The organism is Bradyrhizobium sp. USDA 4354 (assembly GCF_054060315.1).
In genome coordinates, this window is sequence record NZ_JBSSDC010000001.1 from 7,695,191 (window position 1) to 7,715,521 (window position 20,331).

The window sequence follows — 20,331 nt, forward strand, 5'->3', positions numbered from 1 at the left end:
CTGGTTGCGCAAGGGGAGCCGCGCTAAAATCCCCCCATGACAGTGACCGACATTGCGAGCCGAACCTACAATCACAGCTGGCGGCTGGATCCCATCATCCGCAGCCTGCTTGATACCGACTTCTACAAGCTGTTGATGTTACAGATGATTCGGGAGGATTACCCGACTCAGCAGGTGACCTTCTCGGTCATCAACCGCTCGCGCCATGTGCGGCTCGCCGAGACCATCGACGAGGGCGAGCTGCGCGCCCAGCTCGACCACGCCCGCACCATCCGCTTCAGCAAGAAAGAGCTGATCTGGCTGGCCGGTAACACCTTCTACGGCAAGACCCACATGTTCTCGGCGGACTTCATCCGCTGGCTAGCCGAATTCCGCCTGCCCGAATACGAGCTGCGCAAGGTCCAGGGCCAGTACGAGCTGCATTTCCACGGCCCCTGGACCCATACGACGATGTGGGAGATTCCGGCGCTTGCGATCCTCAATGAGCTGCGTTCGCGTGCAGCAATGAAGGGCCGCGGCCGCTTCGAGCTCGACGTGCTCTACGCCCGCGCCAAGGCCAAGCTGTGGACCAAGGTCGAACGGCTGCGGAAGCTCGATAACTTGCGGCTCTCCGACTTCGGCACGCGCCGCCGTCACGGCTTCCTCTGGCAGCGCTGGTGCGTCGAGGCGGTGAAGGAGGGCCTCGGCTCTTCCTTCATCGGCACCTCCAACGTGCTGCTCGCCATGGACAACGATCTCGAAGCCATCGGCACCAACGCGCATGAGCTGCCAATGGTCGCAGCCGCGCTCGCCAGGGACGACGAGGAATTGCGCTGGGCGCCCTACCGCATTCTCGACCAGTGGCGGCAGACCTATGGCGGCAACCTCCTGATCGCGCTGCCTGACGCCTTCGGCACCAAGGCCTTCCTGCGCGATGCGCCGGAATGGGTCGCCGACTGGACCGGCTTTCGCCCCGACAGCGCGCCGCCGATCCAGGCCGGCGAGGAGATCGTCGCCTGGTGGCAGAAGAAGGGCCGCAACCCCAAGGACAAGCTGCTCGTCTTTTCCGACGCTATGGACGTCGGCTCGATCGAGGAGACCTATCACCACTTCGCGGGGCGCGTGCGGCTCTCCTTCGGCTGGGGTACCAACCTCACCAACGACTTCGTCGGCTGCACGCCGGACGGCTCATTCAATCTCGATCCGATCTCGCTGGTCTGCAAGGTCTCGTCGGTCGACGGCCGTCCGGCCGTCAAGCTCTCCGACAATCCGGAGAAGGCGACCGGCCTTCCCTCGGAGATCGAGCGTTACCTGCGCGTGTTCGGCGACGCCGGCCGCGTGCGCAAGCCGGTGCTGGTGTAACACCTCGCCAAACTCTCTCCATCGGGTAAATCGCACACGACGAATGCGCGGCATCGTTCCTCGATGCCGCGCCAGTTGCCTGTTCGCCGGCATTTGAAGCGATTTGCGGGCGCCTGCTTCACAACGGCTTCACCTTTCGATGGAGTCCTCCGCGCTTTTCAGGTCGAGTTAAGCAACCATCTCGTCTACTTTGCGTTGCAGGCGCAACGCCTGTAGGGCGCTCGATCGACTTGGGGACTAGTGTGTTTCGCAGAACAGCGGCGTCGGCGGGGGGCGGCAACTTCCTTCACGTCATCAAGCTCGTCTCGCCTTTCGTGATGGTCGTCGTGCTCCAGGCGGCAGTCGCGGGATTCAGCCTCGAGGTGATGTCCTCGGTCCGCGCCTATGTCGCCGGCGAAGCGTTGTGGTCGCGCTCGCAGAAGAACGCCGTCTATTTCCTCAATCGCTATCTGCATTCGGGCGAGCCGAGCCAGTTCGCGCAATATCAGGTCTCGCTCGCCGTTCCCATCGGGGACGAGTTCGCGCGCTGGGCGCTCGAGCGCGATCCGGTCGACATCGAGGCCGCCCGCATCGGCTTTCTGCAAGGCGGCAACCATCCCGATGACGTACCGGGACTGATCTGGCTGTTTCGCTACTTCAACCGCGTCAGCTTCCTTCAGGACGCGATCCGCGAGTGGGCCGCCACCGATCCCATGCTGCTGGAGCTCAGCATGTTCGGCGAAGTCATCCGGTCCGAGCTGGAGAACGGCCCCATTCAGGACGACGGCCGCCTGCAATTCCTGTCGTCGCGGCTCTCGGAGCTCAACACGCAATTCACTGTTCATGCCAACCGGTTCTCCACCGTCCTCGGTGAAGGCTCCCGTGCCATCAAGCTGACGCTGACGTTCATCAACGTCGTCACCGCCGCAACGCTGATCCTGCTCCTGACCTGGCACACGCGCCGATTGGTGCTGCAGCGACAGACTTTCGAAGACGCCCTGCATGCCGAGAAGGAGCGCCTCGCCTGGCAGGCATCGCACGATTGGCTGACCGGTCTTGCCAATCGCCGCGCCTTCGAGGCGCGCCTGCAAGGCGAGCTGGACAATGCCGCGGCAGGTCCGCTCACCCTGATCCTGCTCGACCTCGACCAGTTCAAGAACGTCAACGACAGCTGCGGCCATCTCGCGGGCGACCGTCTGCTCTGCCAGGTCGCGCGCCTGTTGCAACACCACAGGCAGTCGTATGATCTGGTGGCCCGGCTCGGCGGCGACGAGTTCGGGCTGATCCTGCCGCAGTGCTCGCCGTTCGATGCCGTGGATATCGCCGAACGGCTGCGCCGGTCACTCGAGCTGTTCAATTTCGCCTGGGACGATCGTTGCTATGCGGTGACCGCCAGCATCGGTGTCGCCTGCATCGCGGACCGCAACATCACGCTGGAGGATGCAATGCGGCGCGCGGATGCCGCCTGCTACCGCGCCAAGGAAAAGGGACGCAACCGGGTCCAGGTCGAGAGCGCGAGACCGGACGTCGTCGTTGCAGCCCGGGCGCGTGAAGCCGTCGCGGCACGGGGCTGATCGCCGTCCGCGCCATCGCAACCGGCCGGCATCCGATCGCAGGCATCGCCCAAGGGTCTCGAGACGCGCAATGATGTGACGTCGCAGCCACATGGCTCCCAAAATGGCTGCGTCTTTCGCATTTCGCCACACCAACTTGCGCCCTGGTCCACGATAGCCGGAGCCTGCCTCGCTAAGCATAGCACCAGCCAACGTTGCTGACCCGAATCCGAATCGGACCGCAATAGGAGTTTGCAGGTGCTTTGGACTGATTTGCTGGCCCTACCGGAGATCCGTCGCGCGACGATGTGTCGACGTCGCGGGCTTCTCTCGAACGCCGCGATCGGCGCTCTTGCCATAGGCAGCGCACTGCCATGGCTCGCCGCGTCGGCCGAGGCTGCGTGCGTGATCACCGGAAGCGGCACGCAACTCGGACTCCAGTCGGGCGACCTCATTACCTGTACCGGCGCGGGCAATACCACCGTTCGGACCAACCCGGCTGTCAGTGGTGTCACGGTCAATATCGGCGACGGTACCGCGACATCGCTGGACGGTGCAGCCCTTTCTGGCATCGCCTTCGACACCGCATCAAACAGCGCGATCAATATTCGCAACAACGCGGCAATCACCTCTGCCAATTCGGGCATCCACCTCTCTGGTGGCAACAACAACAACGTCACTGTTGAGGCCGGGGCGATCATTGGCACTACGAGCCAGGGCTCGGTCGCGGTCGATATAAGTGGTTCGAGTAACAACATCATTGTCATCGGAGGGACTGCCGGAAATCTCACTTCCGGCACGATGGGTCTCGGTATCTCCAACGCGTCGACCAACAATCAGGTGAACATTCTGGCGGGCGGCGTCGTCCAGGCGAGCAACAACAACGCCCTCAACCTCAACGGCGCAGGCGACGGAAACGTCATCAACAATGCCGGCACGATCTCGAGCGCTTCGAATTATGCGATCTTCGGTTCAGCCAACCAGGACACCGTCATCAACTCCGGCACGATCAGCGGCAATTTCGCCAACCGCGCCGTCGATCTCAAAGACGGCAGCGACGTCTTTGAGCTGCGTGCAGGCTCGATCATCACGGGCTGGGTCCAGGGCGGCAACGGGTTGGACACGCTGCGCTTCGGCGGAACGGTCAATAGCACGTTCGACCTCGGCGCATTCGGCGCGGCGAACCAGTTCCGGGAATTCGAGGCGCTGGAAAAGACGGGCAGCTCCACCTGGACGCTGACGGGAAACACGATGGACGCGGTCACCATGATCGTCCAGGCCGGCACCCTCATCGTCAACGGCACGATGGCCAACATCGCGACGATCGTCAGCGGCGGCACGCTCAGTGGCAGCGGCTTGATCGCAACTCTCACCGTGATGTCGGGCGGCAGGGTCGCGCCCGGCAATCTCGGCCAGCTCGTGGTCAACGGCAATGCGGCGTTCAATGCGGGGTCGACCTACGCGATCTCGGTCAACGCGGCCGGACAATCCGACAAGATTGCCGCCATGAACGCGACGCTGACCGGCGGCACCGTCGCCGTCACCACGCTTGCCGGCGCCTACAACCCCTCGACCCAATATACCATCCTCACCACGCCGGGCGGCCTCACCGGCACCTTCTCCGCCGTAACGCTCAGCGGATACAATCCGCAGTTCTTCACCTCAGCCCTCAGCTATGACGGGTTCTCCGTTGTCCTGACCCTCAACTACAACAACGGCGCCTTCCCCGTCGTCGCCCAGACGCAGAACCAGAAGGCCGTGGCCGGCGCGCTGAGCGCGTTCGGCCCCAACCTGCCCTTCCTCGCATCGTTTGCAAGCCAGAGCGACGCCCAGCTCCGCTACAGTCTGGACCAACTTTCAGGGGAAGCCGCGACGGGAGCCCAGCAGGGCGCCTTCCAGTTCACGAGCCAGTTCCTCGGCCTCATGCTCGATCCCTTCGTCAGCGGACGCGGGAGCGTGGGCAACGCCACTGGCGACGCCGTGCTCGGCTTCAGCCCCGAGCGCGCCGCGTTGCCGGATGATATCGCGCTCGCCTACAAAAAGGCCTTGGGCGCACCGGCGGCGAAGGCGTCTGCCTTTGCAGAGCGCTGGACGGCCTGGGGCGCGGCGTTCGGCGGCACCAACCGCACGAGCGGCGACCCCGTCGCGATCGGCAGCCACGACCTCAGCGCGCGTGCCGGCGGCGTCGCGGCCGGAGCCGACTATCATTTCAGCCGCGACGCGATCGTCGGCTTTGCGCTCTCCGGTGGCGGCACCAGATGGGACCTCGCGCAGGCAATCGGCGGCGGCAAGAGCGATGCCATGCAGGCCGGCGTCTACACCGCGGTGCGCACGGGCCCGGCCTATTTCGCCGCCTCGCTCGCTGTGGCCAACCACTGGATGTCGACGGACCGCCTCGCACCGTTCAGCAACCAGCTCACCGCGAAGTTCAACGCTCAAACCGTCGGCGGCCGCATCGAGGGTGGTTATCGCTTCGCCACGCCGATCGGCGGCTTCACGCCATACGCCGCGGTGCAGGCGCAGGCGTTTCGCACGCCGACTTATACCGAGGCCGATCTGGCCGGCAGCGGTTTTGGACTGACCTATCAAGGACGCACGGCCTCCGACACGCGGAGCGAGCTCGGCGCGCGCTTCGATCGAGCGACGCTGGTCTCGCCGAATGCGGTCCTGACGTTGCGCGGTCGCGCGGCCTGGGCCCATGACTGGGTGAGCGATCCCACTCTCGTCGCCGCCTTCCAGGCGCTGCCCGGCGCCAGCTTCATCGTCAATGGCGCGACGCCGGCGAAAGACGCCGCGCTCGCATCCGCCGGCGCCGAGCTGAAGTTCTCGAACGGTGTTGCCCTGTCGGCCAAGTTCGACGGCGAGTTCGCGGCCCACAGCACGACTTATTCCGGCACCGCGAGCCTGCGATACGCCTGGTAGCGGCGTCGCCCCATCAGGATAGCCGCGCGCCGACCGGCAAAATGCCGAGGCCGGCGAGATGGGTTTCGACGAACTGTTCGATCTGCTGCCGCAGCATCTGCGGCGGCACGGCCACCATGCGCTCCTCGAGGCCGAGCGAGATGATGCCATGCACAGCGGAAAACAGCGTGCGCGACAGCAGCGCGATCTTCACGTCATCCGCATCCGGCAATAGCCGCACCAGGGGCGGATGCATCAGCGCGAAAGCGTCCATCACCATCTGAAGGATATCGTCCGGATAAGGTCGATCGTCCTCCATCCGATGCTCGAACAAGGAGCGCAGCAGGTTGGCGTGTCCCGCAAAGAAGTCGAGATAGGTCTCGGCAAGCCCATAGAGCTGGCGAACCGGGTCCTCGGCAGGAACCCCTCGAAGCCGCGCCGTAAGGGCCTGAACCGTCTCCCGATTGACGGTCAGGATGACCCCGTCGAAGTCCCCGAACTCATTATAGACGCTGCCGACCGAGCAGCCGGCCGCCTCGGCGACGTCCCGAACCTTCAATGATCTCAGCCCTTTAGCTGAGATAATGCCGCGGGCGATCTCCACGATCTGGAGCCGGCGCCGATATTTTTTTTGGTCGCGAGGCGATTCTTCTTGAACATTGTTCATTTTCAAGCTACTCATGTGAACATTGTTCAAATTAACCCGGAGACCTTCAAAATGCAAACGCTCGCTGTTGATATCGCCGCCACCTTCGTCGATGACGCCGCCGCTCTCGTGACCGGCTTCGGCCGGGCCGCCCTTAAGGTGATGATGGCGCCGATCAATCGCATCGCTAATGCCTGCGACGTTGCGGGCGTGCTCGCGGAACGCCGGGCGACCTTCCGGATGTGGCGGGCCAATCGCGCCGGTGCGCGTCACGAGGGCCGGCGGTTCAGCCTGCTCGGCCGCCTCTCGCCCTTTCGTCACCTCTCCCATCTCACCTGAGGCCCGCACACGCGGGTCGGTTCGAATGCAAGAGCCGGCTGCAAGGATGGACTCACCATGTCTGGACGTGCGCGGCCGATCCGGCTGATTTCAGCGATGCGGTTCAGCTTTTCCTTCATCGCCCGGCGCCATACCCGGGCGAGCGGGGCCCCTCCGCCCGAGCTCGCCGCGGCCGCGGCCAGATATTTGCGAACCTAACGAGACCACTTGGAGACCAACAGGACCAGAGAACTGAAGGGATCGAGCAGGCCGGCGATATCGTCATCCTGCACGCGCTCGTCCCAAATGCCTTCCGGTCGTGACGTCTCACCGTCAATGTAACAACCTCAGGCTGCCTTTCCAAAACAGGACTAGTCATGATCAGGGAATTGATGTCGTCACGCCGCTTCGCGCCGCTGTTCTGGGCGCAATTCTTCTCGGCGCTCAATGACAACGTGCTCAAGAACGCACTCGTCATCATCCTGCTTTACAGCGCGGCGACCGGCCACGGCGATGCCCTGGTGACGGTCGCAGGCGCCGTCTTCATCTTCCCCTATTTCATCCTGTCCGGGCTCGGCGGCCAGCTCGCCGACAAATACGTCAAATCCGTCGTCGCAAGGCGGCTCAAATTCGCCGAGATCTTTGCCGCAGGCTTTGCCGCCGCCGGCTTCTTCCTGCATTCGGTGCCGCTCCTGTTCGCAGCGCTCGCGCTGTTCGGCACCATAGCCGCGCTGTTCGGCCCGGTGAAATACGCCATGCTGCCGGACCAGCTCGAGCTCGGCGAGCTCGCGACCGGCAACGCGCTGGTGGAAGGCGCGACCTTCATGGCGATCCTGCTCGGCACCGTCGCCGGCGGCCAGTTCGTGGCCGGCTCCGCGCATGTGGGCTGGGTGGCATCCGCCGTGGTCGTGCTGGCCCTGCTGTCCTGGGCCTTCGCCTCCCGCATTCCACGGACAACGCCGTCCGCGCCTGACCTGCCCGTCGATGCCAATCCCTGGACCTCGACGCTCAGCCTGCTCAGGACGCTCTACGCCGACCATCGTCTCTGGGACGGCACGGTGATCGTCTCCTGGTTCTGGCTGGTCGGCGCCATCGTGCTGTCGCTGCTGCCGGCGCTGATCAAGGAGGTCGTCGGCGGTACCGAGGGCGTGGTGACGCTGTGCCTTGCGATCTTCGCGATCGGCATCGCCATCGGCTCGCTGTTTGCCGCAAGCCTGAGCCACGTCCGCCCCAACCTCGCGCTGGTGCCGATCGGCGCCATCATCATGGGGTTTGCCGGCCTCGATCTCGCCTGGGCCATCGCCGTGACCAGCAAAGGACAGGACATCGCCGCGGTCGACTTTGCGACGTCGTTCGCAGGGCTGCGCATGCTGGCCGACTTCGTCGCCTTCGCATTCGGCGGCGGCTTGTTCGTGGTCCCATCCTTTGCCGCGGTCCAGGCCTGGTCGGAACCTTCCGAGCGCGCCCGCATCATCGCCGCCGGCAACGTGCTGCAGGCCGCCTTCATGGTGGTCGGCTCGCTGTTCGTCGCGCTGTTGCAGGCCGCCGGGCTGCATATCGGCTGGATCTTCTTCGGCCTCGGCGTCGCCAGCTTCGGCGCGGTGTGGTTCGTCCTCACCAAGTGGGGCAAGGAAGGCGTGCGCGATTTCGGTGGGCTTCTGTTCCGCGCCCTGTTCCGCACCGAGATTCGCGGGCTCGAAAACCTGCCGCCTCCCGGCACGCGCATGCTGATCGCGCCGAACCATGTCAGCCTGATCGACGGCCCGCTGCTGCACGCCGTGCTGCCGATCGACGCGAGCTTTGCGGTCGATACTGGCATCGCCAAGGCCTGGTGGGCCAAGCCGTTCCTGCGCGTCGTCAAGCACTACACCATGGACCCGACCAAGCCGCTGGCCGCGCGCGACCTGATCAAGCTCGTCGCCGCCGGCGAGCCTGTCGTGATCTTCCCGGAAGGGCGGATCACCGTCTCCGGCTCGCTGATGAAGGTCTATGACGGCACCGCGATGATCGCGGACAAGGCCGATGCTGTGGTCGTCCCGGTTCGCATCGAAGGTGCGCAGCGCTCGTATCTCAGCTATCTCAACTCTAGCCAGATCAAGCGCTCGTGGTTTCCGCGCGTGACGGTCACCATCCTGCCGCCGGTCAAGCTCCCGGTCGATGAAACGCTCAAGGGCAAGGCCCGCCGCAATGCCGCCGGCGCCGCGCTGCAGGACGTCATGATCGACGCCCTGGTGAAAAACGCCATGCTCGATCACACGCTGTTCGAAGCACTCGGCCACGCCTATCGCGACCGCGACACCGGCAAGGTCATCATTGAGGATGCGCTCGGCACCAAGTTGACCTATCGCAAGCTGATCCTCAGCGCGCAGGTCCTGAGCCGGAAGCTGGAGACCGGCACCGCCACCGGCGAGAATGTCGGCGTGCTGCTGCCGAACTCGGCGGGCGTTGCCGTCGTCTTCATGGCGCTGCAGAACATCGGCCGCGTGCCGGCGATGCTCAACTTCTCGGCCGGTCCGGTCAACGTGCTCGCCGCCATGAAGGCCGCGCAGGTCAAGACCGTGCTGACCTCGAAGGCCTTCATCGAGAAGGGCAAGCTCGACAAGCTGATGGCCGCAATCTCCGCGGAAGCCCGAATCGTCTATCTCGAGGACGTCCGCGCCTCGATCGGCCTCGCCGACAAGATCAAGGGCCTGCTCGCGGGCACCACGCCGCGCGTGTCCCGCCAGGCCAACGATCCGGCCGTCGTGCTGTTCACCTCGGGCTCGGAAGGAACGCCCAAGGGCGTCGTGCTGTCCCACCGCAACATCCTCGCCAATGCGGCGCAGGCGCTGGCGCGGGTCGACGCCAATGCCAATGACAAGGTGTTCAACGTGCTGCCGGTGTTCCACTCCTTCGGGCTGACCGGCGGGATGATGATGCCGATGCTCGCGGGCATTCCGATCTACATGTATCCCTCGCCGCTGCACTACCGGATCGTGCCGGAGCTGATCTATCAGACCGGCGCCACCATCCTGTTCGGCACCGATACGTTCCTCACCGGCTATGCCCGCTCGGCGCACCCTTACGACTTCCGCACCTTGCGCCTTGTGATCGCCGGCGCCGAGGCGGTCAAGGACCGCACGCGGCAGGTGTTCATGGAACGCTACGGCATCCGCATCCTCGAAGGCTATGGCGTCACCGAGACGGCACCGGTGCTGGCGATGAACACGCCGATGGCCAACCGTCCCGGCACCGTCGGCCGTCTGTCGCCGCTGATGGAAAGCCGCCTCGATCCGGTCCCCGGCATCGAGGAAGGTGGACGCCTGTCGGTGCGCGGGCCGAACGTGATGCTCGGCTACCTCAGGGCCGAAAATCCCGGCGTGCTCGAAGTTCTCGCCGAGGGTTGGCACGACACCGGCGACATCGTGTCGATCGACTCCGCCGGCTTCATCACCATCAAGGGCCGCGCCAAGCGCTTTGCCAAGATCGCGGGCGAAATGGTCTCGCTGTCGGCGGTTGAAGCCATCGCGACGTCGCTGTGGCCGCAGGCCGCGTCGGTCGCCGTCTCGATCCCGGACCCGCGCAAGGGCGAGCGCATCGTGCTGCTGACCACGGAGAAGAACGCCGAGCGCAGCGCAATGCAGGGCCAAGCCAAGGCGATTGGCGCGTCCGAGCTCACCGTGCCCGCAACGATCATGGTGGTCGACAAGGTGCCGCTGCTCGGCACCGGCAAGACCGACTATGTCACGGCGACGACGATGGCCCGCGAGCAGGCATCCTCGCCGGAGCGCGAGGTGGCGTAAGGACGGCGACCGGGTTCGCCGGTCACGCCACCGTCCGCCGCTCCTGCGCATAGCGCACCAGTGCGGCGAAGCGATAGACGCCGTGCACGAACTTGCCGTAGGGCATGGTGATGAACAGCGCGAACACGGCGCCGAGATGCAGCGCGAGCAGCGGTCCCATCGCGGCAGTCTCGCGCAGGACCAGCAGCAGCATGCCGGTGAGACCGGTCAGGAACAGCATGGCGATGAAGCCGACGTCCATGCCGTAACTGAACTCGTCGAGCAATGCCGGATCGCGCCGCATCTTGGCCGTGAACAGGCCGATCGGCCCGACGATCAGACCGATGCCGCCCAGCGTGCCGAGCACGACCGGCAGGTCCCACCACGGATATGGCGCCTCGCGCCCCAGCAGATAGTGATAGAGTGTCGCCACCGACGTCGCGGCAAAGCACAGCAGGAAGCCGTAGAAGGTCAGGTGGTGATAGAGCTTGCGCCGGTCGGTGGGCTTGTCGTCCTCGTTGTAGCAGCCGACGCCGCCGCCATGGAGATAGCGCAGCTCGCCGGCATCGCGGATCGCCTGGAACATCGAGCCGCCATCGGCGCGGCTGCCAATCGGCGCACCGATGTCGCGCCAGAAGGCGCGCAGGCTCATGAACAGGGCGAAGATCGCATAGATGAAGGCGGCGCTGAACAGCGCAGCCATCGCATTGTGCGGCATCAGCTTGTAGAACGCGCCGGGTCCGGTGTGGACGCCGAACAGCACGTTGCGATCGTTGAGTGCGGCGAAGCCGAGGATGAAGACGGCCATGCTGAGCGCGGCGGCGATGCTGATGAGGAGGCCGTTGCGGGCGAAGGCGCCGGACAGCGCCTGCGGCCAGGCATAGGCCGCATAAGACTCGGCGCGCGCCACCGCCAGAGTCTTGGGCACGTTGACGTTGAATTCGTGCGGCGGCGAGAACTGGCAGTCGACATAGCAGGCGCCGCAGGAATGGCAGAGATTGGCGAGATAGTTGAGGTCGCCGTCGGAGAAGGCGCGCCGCATCTCCATCGCAGGAAACACCGCGCACAATCCCTCACAGTAGCGGCAGGAATTGCAGACCGTCATCAGACGGTCGGCCTCGTCGAGAATCCTAGTTCCGTGCATGTTTCGCCGCTTCCCGTCCCGCGATCCGCCCGAACACGCTGCCGATGGTCATGCCCATGCCCGCCGCATAGCCCTTGCCGAGCACGTTGCCCGCCATGATCTCGCCGGCGGCGAACATGTTGGCGGACGGCTTGCCGCCCTTCATCAGCATCCGCGCCTCCCTGTTCACGCGCGTGCCGAGATAGGTGAAGGTGATGCCGGGCCGCACCGGATAGGCGAGATAAGGCGGCGTCTCGATCCGCCGTGCCCAGTGGGTCTTCGGCGGCGTGATGCCCTCGGTGCGGCAGTCGTCCAGGATGGTGTGGTCGAAGGTGCCTGATAGCACCGCGGCGTTGAATTCGGCGATGGTCTTTTCCAGCGCCGCCGGGTCGAGCTCCAGCTTGCCGGCGAGCTCGGCCACGGTCTGCCCCGCGATCGGCGGAAACAGCGTCGGCATGAAACTGGTGACGACAGTCGAGTCGAAGATGATGTAGGCGATCTGGTCGGGCTGGGCCGCGACCAGCCGGCCCCAGATCGCGTAGCGCTTTGGCCAGATGTCCTCGCCCTCGTCATAGAAGCGCTGGGCGTGCTTGTTGACGACGATACCGAACACGACCGAGTCATGACGGGTGATGATGCCGCCGTCGAATTTCGGCGCGCGGGCGTCGATCGCGACGGCATGGCACTGGGTGGGATCGCCGACCTCCTGCACGCCCTTGTCGAGCAGCATCTTCAGGATCGAGCCACGGTTGTAGGGCGTGCCGCGGATCAGGAAATTGTCGGCGGCCTCGCCCCAATATTGCTTCAGCCATTCGATGTTGGCCTCGAAGCCGCCGGCGGCGGCAACCAGCGACGTGGCGCGGATCTCGATCTCGCCTTTGACCGGACGCTTGAGGCGCGCGGCGAGGAACATGCCGTCCTCGATCACGAGGTCGGTAACCTCGGCGTCGTACTCGACATCGACGCCGAGCCGTTCGGCGGTGAGATACAGCGCGTTGAGCATGGCCCGGCCGCCGCCGAGGAAGAAGGAGTTGGTGCGGCCGAGGCTCAGCGTGCCGCCGAGCGAGGGCTGCCAGCGCACGCCCTGCTCCACGATCCAGTTCAGGATGTCCTTGGATTCGCGAATCATGTGACGGGCCAGCACCTCGTCGGTCTGCCCGCCGGTGACGCGCAGCAGGTCCTCCCAAAACTCCTCTTCGGTATAGGGGCCGGTCAGGATTTCGGTCGCCGCATCATGGGCGCAGCGCATGTTGCGGGTGTGGCGGGTGTTGCCGCCGCGATAGAATTTTGGCGCGCCTTCGAGCACGAGCACCGAGGCACCGCCGCGCCGCGCGCTGATCGCTGCGCAAAGGGCCGCGTTGCCCCCGCCGATCACCAGCACGTCGTATTTGCTGCCCATTCCGTTACCCGAGGCACGCGAGGTAGAGACATTCTGTCCGTCAGCGACCATGTTCAATCATGACCACCATTGCGTACCTTTGTATACAAAGATATACATGGCTGGCGCAAGCGGTGTGTGTCAGCTGGTTGCTCATCGAGGGGTAATGGCCAAACGCCCAAAAACAGGCGGATCGATCACGCGCGGCGGCGGCGTTGCGCTGGGCGAAGCCGTGTTCCGCTCCCTGTGCGAGGCACTCCAGGCCGGCAGCTACCGCGCCCGGCGACCGCCTGCGCGAGGAGGAAGTGGCGCAGCGGCTCAGGGTCAGCCGCACGCCGGTGCGGGAAGCGCTGGGCCGGCTCGCGGCGCGCGGCTTCGTCGAACCCGCGGGCGGCCGCGGGCTGATTGTGCGCAATCTCGACATTTCCGAGGTGCTCGAGCTCTACGCCATGCGCGAGATCATGGAAGGCGCCGCCGCGCGCCTCGCGGCCGAGCACGCCTCGGTGCCGGAGATCGACGCGCTTAGGGATATCGAGCAGGCCTTTGTCGAGACGCCAGCGACCGGCGCAGCCGAGATGGCGCGGCTCAATCGGACCTTCCATGAGGCGATCTGCCGCGCCGCACGCAACCGCTATCTCGACAACGCCTCGCGGGAATTGCAGGACTGGATCGCCCTGCTCGGCCCGACCACCTTCACGGTCACAGGCCGCCCATCGACCAGCCACGACGAGCATCAGGCGATCGTTGACGCGATCGCCGCGCGCGACGGCGACAAGGCCGAGCAGCTCGCGCGGGCGCATATCCGCGAGGCGCTGCGTTGCCGGCTCAAGCTATCGCAGAAGCAATAGGCGGCTTCATCACGCCTGGAGCACACGCGTCAGCAGCCAATAGCTGCCGAGCAGGCCGATGACCGCGGACATGGTGTAGACCAGTCTTGACGACCGCTCGGGTGCGATCGGGCCGGCCAGGGTCAGCCGGTCCATCAGGCCGAGCAAAGGCAACGCCAGCGCGACGATCGCAATCTGCCCGATTTCGACGCCGACGTTGAAGGCGGCGAGCGCCGGCACCAGTGCGTTCGGTGGCAGCCCGATCTCACGAAGCGCACCGGCGAAGCCGAAACCGTGGATCAGCCCGAACAGAAAGGTCATGCGCCAGCGCTTGTCGACATCGCGCGAGAAGAAGTTCTCCACGGCGACGAAGACGATCGAGGCCGCGATCGCAGGCTCGACAATGCTGCTCGGGACGACGAGGACGTTCAGCGCGGCCAGCGACAAGGTGATGGAATGGGCGATGGTGAAAGCCGTCACGATCTTGACGACGGGAATGAGCCGTCTCGCCCACAGCACAACGGCAATCAGGAATGCGATGTGGTCGAAGCCGAGGAAGATGTGCTCGACGCCGGTGAGCAGATAGCGCTGCATCGTCGACCATAGCGGCGGTGCCGCACTTGAAAGCGTGACCGTCGTATTGCCGGCGTCGAGCAGGGCCTGCGCCTCCGATCGGCCCTGCGCGATCAGAACGACCTGTCGTGCGGCCGGATCCTTCTCGGTCAGCACGGTGGAGCGATAGATGATGTCGCCGGCGGCGTTGGCGCAGGCAAAGCTGTTGCGATAGATGATGCCGTCGCCGTCGGCCAGGATCGCTGCATCTCCGGCCGAACAGGCTCTGGCACCGCCTGTGACGACCAGATACGTGCTCACATACGCGACGATTGCGGTCTTGGCCGCTTCGACCCTGACCGGATCGACCGCGTCCTGCCCCGCATCATAGATCTTCGAACCGATCAGACGATCGACATCGCCGCCCTTCAATCCGAGCTCGACGGTCACCATGCGATCGGGGGTCAGCGCCACGCGCGCGGTTACGAGATTGACTTGATGCGCCTCAGCCGGAAGGCCGATGCCGAGCAGAACCGCAAGCCACAGCAGAAGCGGCCGCCTCATGATCCCACCCCGCCGCCCTCACGCCAGCACATCCGCAACGATCGCCTTGAGGACATCCCGCACATCTGCCGGCTTCAGCCGGACCTGCAAGCCGCGCTGGCCGCCGTTGAGATAGACCAAGTCATGCGCGAGCGCGCTCTGCTCGATCACGGTGCCGACCTGCTTGCGCTGCCCGAACGGGCTGATGCCGCCGACCTTGTAGCCGGTGACGCGTTCGGCCTCGGTGGGCTTCATCATCTGCGCCGACTTGCCGCTTGTCGCCGCCGCCAGCTTCTTCATCGAGACTTCCTGGTCGGACGGCACGACCACGCAGACCGGCTTGCCGTCCACCATCGCCATCAACGTCTTCAGGACGCGCGCCGGGTCCTCGCCGAGGGCGGCGGCCGCCTGCAGGCCGATGCTCTCGGCGTCAGGATCGTAGTCGTAGGTGTGAACAGTGAACGCAACTCCGGCGGCCGTGAGCGCGCGTGTGGCTGGGGTGACCTTGGACATGGGCCACATTTACCACCGTCATTGCGAGGAGCGAAGCGACGAAGCAATCCAGACTGTCTCTCCGGAGGCAGTCTGGATTGCTTCGCTTCGCTCGCAATGACGATTGTGGGCATGATGGCCCGCCACATACTCAGCCGTCGTCCTGGCTGGCGCCACGCAACGACGGCCGCTCCTACTCCGCCGCGTCCCGCATCTCGGCGCGCTCGGCCCGCGCTGCGCAGAACTTGAACTCCGGAATCTTGCCGAACGGGTCGAGCGCCGGATTGGTGAGCAGGTTCGCCGCCGCTTCCGCGTAGCAGAACGGCATGAACACCATATTCTCGGGCACGTCGCGGTCGGAGCGCACCTTGACCTCGACGGCGCCGCGGCGGGTCTCCAGACGGATGAAATCGCCGGGCGCGAGCTTCTTCCGGCGCATGTCCTTCGGCGACATGAAGGCGACCGCCTCCGGCTCGATCTGATCGAGCACCTGGGCGCGGCGCGTCATCGAGCCGGTGTGCCAGTGCTCCAGCACGCGGCCGGTCGACAGCACCATCGGATATGCGTCGTCGGGAATCTCGTCCGGCGGGATGACCTTGGCCGGCACGATCTTGCCGCGGCCGCTCGCGGTCGGAAAGCCCGTGGTGAAGATGATCTCATTGCCGGGCTTGTTCGGATCGTCGACGGGATAGGTGACCGCGCCTTCGCGCACCAGCCGCTCCCAGGTGATATTCTTCAGCGACGGCATCAGTTCCGCCATCTCGGTGAAGACATCGCCGGGACCGGAATAATTCCACGGCAGCCCCATGCGCTTGCCGATCTCCTGGATGATCCAGAGATCCTGCCGCGCATCGCCCGGCGGCTTGATCACCTGACGCGCCAGCTGCACGCGGCGATCGGTATTGGTGAAGGAGCCGTCCTTCTCCGCGAATGCCGAGGCCGGCAGGATGACGTCGGCATGGAACGCGGTCTCGGTGACGAAGAGATCCTGCACCACGAGATGATCGAGCATCGCGAGCGCGTGGCGCGCGTGCTGGAGATCGGGATCGGACATCGCGGGATTCTCGCCCTCGATATACATGCCCTTGATCTCGCCGGCATGGATCGCGTTCATGATCTCGACCACGGTCAGGCCGCGGACGGGATCGAGATCCTGCTGCCAGAGCTTTTCGAAGGCACCGCGCAGATCGTCGCGCCCGACCGGCTGGTAGTCCGGCAGGAACATCGGGATCAGGCCGGCGTCGGAGGCGCCTTGCACGTTGTTCTGACCGCGCAGCGGATGCAGGCCGGTGCCGGGACGGCCGACCTGGCCGGTGATCAGCGCGAGCGCGATCAGGCAGCGCGCATTGTCGGTGCCATGGACGTGCTGGCTGATGCCCATGCCCCAGAAGATGATCGACGATTTTGCCCGCGCATAGGTTCGCGCCACCTCGCGCAGCGTCTGCGCAGGGATGCCGCAGATCGGCTCCATCTTCTCCGGCGTGAACTCCTTGATCTTTTCCTTGAGCTCCTCGAAACCCTCGGTGTAGCCGGCGATGTACTGGTCGTCGGTGAGACCCTCGGTGATGATCGTGTTGATCATCGCGTTCAACATGGCGACGTCGGAGCCCGGCTTGAACTGCAGATGCTTGGTCGCATGGCGCGACAGCGCCTGCCGGCGCGGATCCATCACGAACAGTTTTGCGCCGTTCTGCTTGACCGCGTTCTTGATGAAGGTCGCGGCGACCGGATGGTTCACGGTCGGGTTGGCGCCGATCACGACGATAACTTCGGCATCCATCGCGGCGGAGAATGGTGCCGACACCGCGCCCGAGCTCAGGCCCTCGAACAGCGCTGCCACCGACGAGGCGTGGCACAGGCGGGTGCAATGGTCGACGTTGTTCGAGCCGAAACCGGTGCGCACCAGCTTCTGGAACAGATAGGCCTCTTCGTTCGAGCCCTTGGCCGAACCGAAGCCGGCCAGCGCCTTCACGCCCTTCTCGTCGCGGATCTTGACGAGGCCCTTGGCGGCGATGTCGAGCGCTTCTTCCCAGCTCGCTTCGCGGAAATGGGTGAAGGGATTGGCCGGATCGACCTGGTCGTTGGCATCCTTCTTCGCATTCGGCAGCCGTACCAGCGGCTTGGTCAGGCGATGCGGATGGTGGATGTAGTCGAAGCCGAAGCGGCCCTTCACACAAAGACGGTTGTGATTGGCGGGCCCGTCGCGGCCTTCCGCGTAGATTACCTTCTCGTCCTTGACCTCATAGGTCACCTGGCAGCCGACGCCGCAGAACGGACAGAGCGAATCCACCTTCTTGTCCGCGTAAGTCACGCGGGTCTGCTTGTCGTCGAGCATCACGGCCGGCATCAATGCACCGGTCGGGCAGGCCTGCACGCATTCGCCGCAGGCGACGCAGGTGGATTCGCCCATGGGATCGTCGAAGTCGAACACGATCTTGGCGCCGGCATTGCGATAGGCCATGCCGATGACGTCGTTGACCTGAACCTCGCGGCAGGCGCGCACGCAGAGGCCGCACTGGATGCAGGCATCGAGGTTGACGCGCATCGCCGGATGGCTGGCGTCGGTCGCCCAGCGCTCGGCGGCAGGGAAGCGGCTCTCGGTGACGCCTGTGGTCTCGGCCCAGTGCCAGAATTTGGAGTCCGGATCGTGCGAGGTTTCGCGCGCCGGCTGGTCGGCGACCAGCAGCTCCATCACCATTTTTTGTGCCGCAGTCGCACGCGCGGATTCCGTCTTCACCTTCATGCCGACCGACGGCGTGCGCTTGCAGGACGCCGCCAGCACGCGCTCACCCTCGATCTCGACCATGCAGGCGCGGCAATTGCCGTCGGGGCGATAGTCCGGCGCCGGCGAATAGCACAGATGCGGGATGTCGCGGCCCTGACGTTTGGCGACCTGCCAGATCGTCTCGCCGGGATTGGCCTCGACCTGCTTGCCGTCGAGCTCGAACGTAATCTTCGTCATTCGGCCGCTTCCTTGAACTCGTCAGGGAAATATTTGATCACGGAAGAGAGCGGATTCGATGCCGCCTGTCCGAGCCCGCAGATCGAGGCATCGCGCATCGCCTGGCTCAATTCTTCCAGTAGGGCACGGTTCCAGACCGGCTTCTGCATCAGCAGCGCCGCCTTCTGGGTTCCGACGCGGCACGGCGTGCACTGGCCGCAGCTCTCGTCCTCGAAGAACTTCATCAGGTTCAGCGCCGCCGCGCGCACGCTGTCCTTTTGCGACAGGATCACGATCGCAGCCGAGCCGATGAAGCAGCCGTATTTCTCCAGCGTGCCGAAATCGAGCGGGATGTCGTCCATCGATGCCGGCAGGATGCCGCCTGACGCACCGCCCGGAAGATAGGCGTAGAACTGATGACCGTCGGCCATGCCGCCGCAATATTCGTTGATCAATTCGCGCACGGTGATGCCTGATGGCGCGAGCTTCATGCCGGGATTCTTCACGCGTCCCGAGACCGAGAAGCTGCGCAGGCCGTGACGCTCGTGGCGGCCATGGCCCTTCCACCAGTCGGCGCCCTTCTCGACGATGTCGCGCACCCACCACAGCGTCTCGATGTTGTTGATCAGCGTCGGCAGCCCGAACAGGCCGACCTGGAACGGGTACGGCGGTTTGTGCCTGGGCAGGCCGCGCTTGCCTTCGATGCTTTCCAGCAGTGAGGATTCCTCGCCGCAGATGTAAGCGCCGGCGCCGCGCCGCATGTGCAGCGTCGGGCCGCCCGGCGGGAGGTTCGCGATCTCGCGCTCCAGGATTTCGCGCGAGGCCGGATATTCGTCGCGCAGATAGACATAGACGTCGGTGGCCTGCACCACGTGCGCGCCGATCAGCATGCCCTCGATGAACCGGTGCGGATCGGTTTCGAGGTAATAGCGGTCCTTGAACGTGCCGGGCTCGCCCTCATCGCCGTTGATCGCCATCAGCCGCGGCCCGGGCTCGCCCAGCACCGCGCGCCATTTCCGCCCCGTGGGGAAGCCGGCGCCGCCGAGGCCGCGCAGCGAAGCGTCGTCGAGCGCTTTCAGGAGATCGTCCTTCGACAGTTCGCCCGAGCGCAGGCGGCCCAGCAGCTTGTAACCGCCGCCGGCAACATAGGTCTCGTAGTCGACATATTTGGGCAGATGCGCGTGAGTGTCGCCGGCCCTGGCCGCCGCCATCACATTGGCGACGGTGGCGTGATCGACGAAGTTGTGACCGACTTCCGCGGCGGGCGCAGTATCACAACGGCCGACGCAAGGCGCGCGCACGACGCGGATGCCGGGACCTGACGCGCTCTGCAGATCCTCGAGCAGCTTCTCGCCGCCGAGCATGGCGCAGGTCAGCGAATCGCAGACGCGGATCGTCAGCGGCGCGATGTCCGGTTCACCTTCCTTCACCACGTCGAAATGCGCGTAGAAGGTCGCCGTCTCGAACACCTCGGCGAAGGCGAGCTTCATCTCGTCGGCGAGCGCGGCCAGATGCGCAGCCGAGATCTGGTGGTACTTGTCCTGGACCAGGTGCAGATATTCGATCAAGAGATCGCGCCGCCGCGGCCTGTCTCCAAGCAACAGCTCGATCTCGTGCGCGGCCGTGGGATCGACCTGCCGCCCCTTGGGCGTCGCCTTGGCGCGTCGGCGTCCCTCACCGGGATGCTCGAAGGAGCGGACCTCATGCACGTCGTGGCTCATCGATTCGTCTCGATCTCGTCTCTTAGAACGGCTCCAGTTCTAGCTTCTGGCATGCCAGATGCCAAGCAAATTGTCACGCTCACGGAAGCAGTTAAGCGCAGCCCAAGGGGCGACCCAAAGGGCAGCCCTGGATCGCTGCCCGGACACGGCCTTGCGTTTGTCCAACGCGCCAACTGATAGAACGAAGCCTGAATTGGTCTGGAGAATCAATAAAGGCTTCCCATGCTGCGATAGCGAAATCGTATCGAGCTCGGC

At 65.0% G+C, this 20,331-nt stretch carries 11 protein-coding genes and 1 pseudogene; 5 read left to right on the forward strand and 7 right to left on the reverse strand.

Going from position 1 to position 20,331, the window contains the following annotated elements:
• Nucleotides 1–36: 36 nt before the first annotated feature.
• From pncB to ACVIIV_RS35750, 3 genes are all read left to right on the forward strand, one after another.
• Complete coding sequence (pncB, locus tag ACVIIV_RS35740; protein WP_456748390.1) at nt 37–1,341, forward strand: nicotinate phosphoribosyltransferase; 1,305 nt, start codon at nt 37–39, stop codon at nt 1,339–1,341.
• 242 nt (nt 1,342–1,583) lie between these two features.
• The gene (locus ACVIIV_RS35745) at nt 1,584–2,894 is read left to right on the forward strand and encodes a GGDEF domain-containing protein (RefSeq protein ID WP_456748391.1); all 1,311 of its coding nucleotides are present in this window, start codon (nt 1,584–1,586) and stop codon (nt 2,892–2,894) included.
• Between the two features lie 237 nt (nt 2,895–3,131).
• Nucleotides 3,132–5,795, forward strand: a complete 2,664-nt coding sequence (locus ACVIIV_RS35750; protein ID WP_456748392.1) for an autotransporter outer membrane beta-barrel domain-containing protein — start codon at nt 3,132–3,134, stop codon at nt 5,793–5,795.
• A 13-nt stretch (nt 5,796–5,808) separates the two neighbouring features.
• Here ACVIIV_RS35750 and ACVIIV_RS35755 read toward each other — a convergent pair whose 3' ends face one another.
• Nucleotides 5,809–6,441 carry a TetR/AcrR family transcriptional regulator gene (locus tag ACVIIV_RS35755; protein WP_456748912.1) on the reverse strand — a complete coding sequence of 211 codons (633 nt, stop codon included), beginning with the start codon at nt 6,439–6,441 and terminating at the stop codon, nt 5,809–5,811.
• A gap of 674 nt (nt 6,442–7,115) precedes the next feature.
• Here ACVIIV_RS35755 and ACVIIV_RS35760 point away from each other — a divergent pair.
• Nucleotides 7,116–10,520 carry an acyl-[ACP]--phospholipid O-acyltransferase gene (locus ACVIIV_RS35760; RefSeq protein WP_456748393.1) on the forward strand — a complete coding sequence of 1,135 codons (3,405 nt, stop codon included), beginning with the start codon at nt 7,116–7,118 and terminating at the stop codon, nt 10,518–10,520.
• 22 nt (nt 10,521–10,542) lie between these two features.
• On the opposite strand, the gene tcuB is transcribed toward ACVIIV_RS35760, so the two are convergent.
• A complete protein-coding gene (tcuB, locus tag ACVIIV_RS35765; RefSeq protein WP_456748394.1) occupies nt 10,543–11,643 on the reverse strand; it encodes a tricarballylate utilization 4Fe-4S protein TcuB in 1,101 nt (366 codons plus the stop codon).
• On the reverse strand, nt 11,630–13,021 hold the full coding sequence (gene tcuA, locus ACVIIV_RS35770; RefSeq protein ID WP_456748395.1) for an FAD-dependent tricarballylate dehydrogenase TcuA: 1,392 nt from the start codon (nt 13,019–13,021) through the stop codon (nt 11,630–11,632). The genes tcuB and tcuA overlap by 14 nt, the downstream gene beginning before the upstream one ends.
• Nucleotides 13,022–13,166: 145 nt before the next feature.
• Here tcuA and ACVIIV_RS35775 point away from each other — a divergent pair.
• Nucleotides 13,167–13,848, forward strand: a pseudogene (locus ACVIIV_RS35775) (GntR family transcriptional regulator).
• 9 nt (nt 13,849–13,857) lie between these two features.
• Here ACVIIV_RS35775 and ACVIIV_RS35780 read toward each other — a convergent pair.
• The 4 genes from ACVIIV_RS35780 to ACVIIV_RS35795 form a co-directional block, all read right to left on the reverse strand.
• Nucleotides 13,858–14,943, reverse strand: a complete 1,086-nt coding sequence (locus ACVIIV_RS35780; RefSeq protein WP_456748396.1) for a HupE/UreJ family protein — start codon at nt 14,941–14,943, stop codon at nt 13,858–13,860.
• A gap of 18 nt (nt 14,944–14,961) precedes the next feature.
• Complete coding sequence (ybaK, locus tag ACVIIV_RS35785; protein ID WP_456748397.1) at nt 14,962–15,435, reverse strand: Cys-tRNA(Pro) deacylase; 474 nt, start codon at nt 15,433–15,435, stop codon at nt 14,962–14,964.
• Between the two features lie 172 nt (nt 15,436–15,607).
• Nucleotides 15,608–18,376, reverse strand: coding sequence for a formate dehydrogenase subunit alpha (gene fdhF / locus ACVIIV_RS35790; protein ID WP_456748398.1), 2,769 nt, complete (start codon nt 18,374–18,376; stop codon nt 15,608–15,610).
• A complete protein-coding gene (locus tag ACVIIV_RS35795; protein WP_456748399.1) occupies nt 18,373–20,076 on the reverse strand; it encodes an NADH-ubiquinone oxidoreductase-F iron-sulfur binding region domain-containing protein in 1,704 nt (567 codons plus the stop codon). The genes fdhF and ACVIIV_RS35795 overlap by 4 nt, the downstream gene beginning before the upstream one ends.
• Between the last annotated feature and the right edge of the window lie 255 nt (nt 20,077–20,331).

What these genes read in the sequence shown, in the direction of transcription:
- pncB (WP_456748390.1), top strand. Translation starts at nt 37, where the DNA reads ATGACAGTGACCGACATTGCGAGCCGAACCTACAATCACAGCTGGCGG.
- ACVIIV_RS35755 (WP_456748912.1), bottom strand. Translation starts at nt 6,441, where the DNA reads ATGAACAATGTTCAAGAAGAATCGCCTCGCGACCAAAAAAAATATCGG.
- ACVIIV_RS35760 (WP_456748393.1), top strand. Translation starts at nt 7,116, where the DNA reads ATGATCAGGGAATTGATGTCGTCACGCCGCTTCGCGCCGCTGTTCTGG.
- tcuB (WP_456748394.1), bottom strand. Translation starts at nt 11,643, where the DNA reads ATGCACGGAACTAGGATTCTCGACGAGGCCGACCGTCTGATGACGGTC.
- tcuA (WP_456748395.1), bottom strand. Translation starts at nt 13,021, where the DNA reads ATGGGCAGCAAATACGACGTGCTGGTGATCGGCGGGGGCAACGCGGCC.
- ACVIIV_RS35780 (WP_456748396.1), bottom strand. Translation starts at nt 14,943, where the DNA reads ATGAGGCGGCCGCTTCTGCTGTGGCTTGCGGTTCTGCTCGGCATCGGC.
- ybaK (WP_456748397.1), bottom strand. Translation starts at nt 15,435, where the DNA reads ATGTCCAAGGTCACCCCAGCCACACGCGCGCTCACGGCCGCCGGAGTT.
- fdhF (WP_456748398.1), bottom strand. Translation starts at nt 18,376, where the DNA reads ATGACGAAGATTACGTTCGAGCTCGACGGCAAGCAGGTCGAGGCCAAT.
- ACVIIV_RS35795 (WP_456748399.1), bottom strand. Translation starts at nt 20,076, where the DNA reads ATGAGCCACGACGTGCATGAGGTCCGCTCCTTCGAGCATCCCGGTGAG.